Raw genomic sequence first — 624 nt, 5'->3', positions numbered from 1 at the left:
CATCTCCTGGCTCAAGCGCTTCATCGACAACGACACCCGCTACGAGCAGTTCCTCTGCCCCCTCCCCAGCACCAGCCTGACCATCTCCGCCTACCGCGGCAACTGCCCCCACACCGGCTGACCCAACCCAGCCCGGACGGGCCACCGCCAACGAAGCCGGTGGTCCGTCCGTCCATTCCCAACCCACGTCTCGGCCCCGTGGGGGCACCGGCAACCCGGCGGCCGCACGGTGAACGGGTCGCCAACTTTGCGGTTCTCAGACCGCCCGGGCAGCGGAGCCGGATCTGTGCGCGCATGCCAGGGAATGCGGGTTCGACCTGCGCCACGGGCAGGTCCCGGACAGGGTCGTCGACCTGACGGAGATCATTGACGGGTGCCTGGTGACGACGGTCTCCATGGTCGCGCGTTCGACCAAATGGTGCACTGGGGAAGCTGGCTTCCTATCACGCCAAACCCCAGGGAAAGTTGATGATGACCGCACCAGTCGCTCCCGCCACCGCGTCCCGCCGCTTGACCAGGTTCGGCGCCCCGATCGCCGTCGCACTGGCCCTGGTCGCGGGCGTCACCACGGCGACGGCCGCCCCCGCGGCCGACAACCCCTACCAGCGCGGCCCGGACCCGACG

The 624-nt window shown here is 69.7% G+C and carries 1 protein-coding gene; it reads left to right on the top strand.

The window, feature by feature from the left end:
* Positions 1-121: poly(ethylene terephthalate) hydrolase family protein (locus tag GCL84_RS29690; protein ID WP_456236889.1), on the top strand; the 121-nt coding region annotated here is incomplete at its 5' end.
* Positions 122-624 lie beyond the last annotated feature (503 nt).

Origin of the sequence: Actinokineospora pegani, from assembly GCF_009745975.1 — a bacterium.
Taxonomy (GTDB): Bacteria; Actinomycetota; Actinomycetes; order Mycobacteriales; family Pseudonocardiaceae; genus Actinokineospora; species Actinokineospora pegani.
Note: the sequence above shows the minus strand (reverse complement) of the source record. Positions and strands in the feature narration are given on the sequence as shown.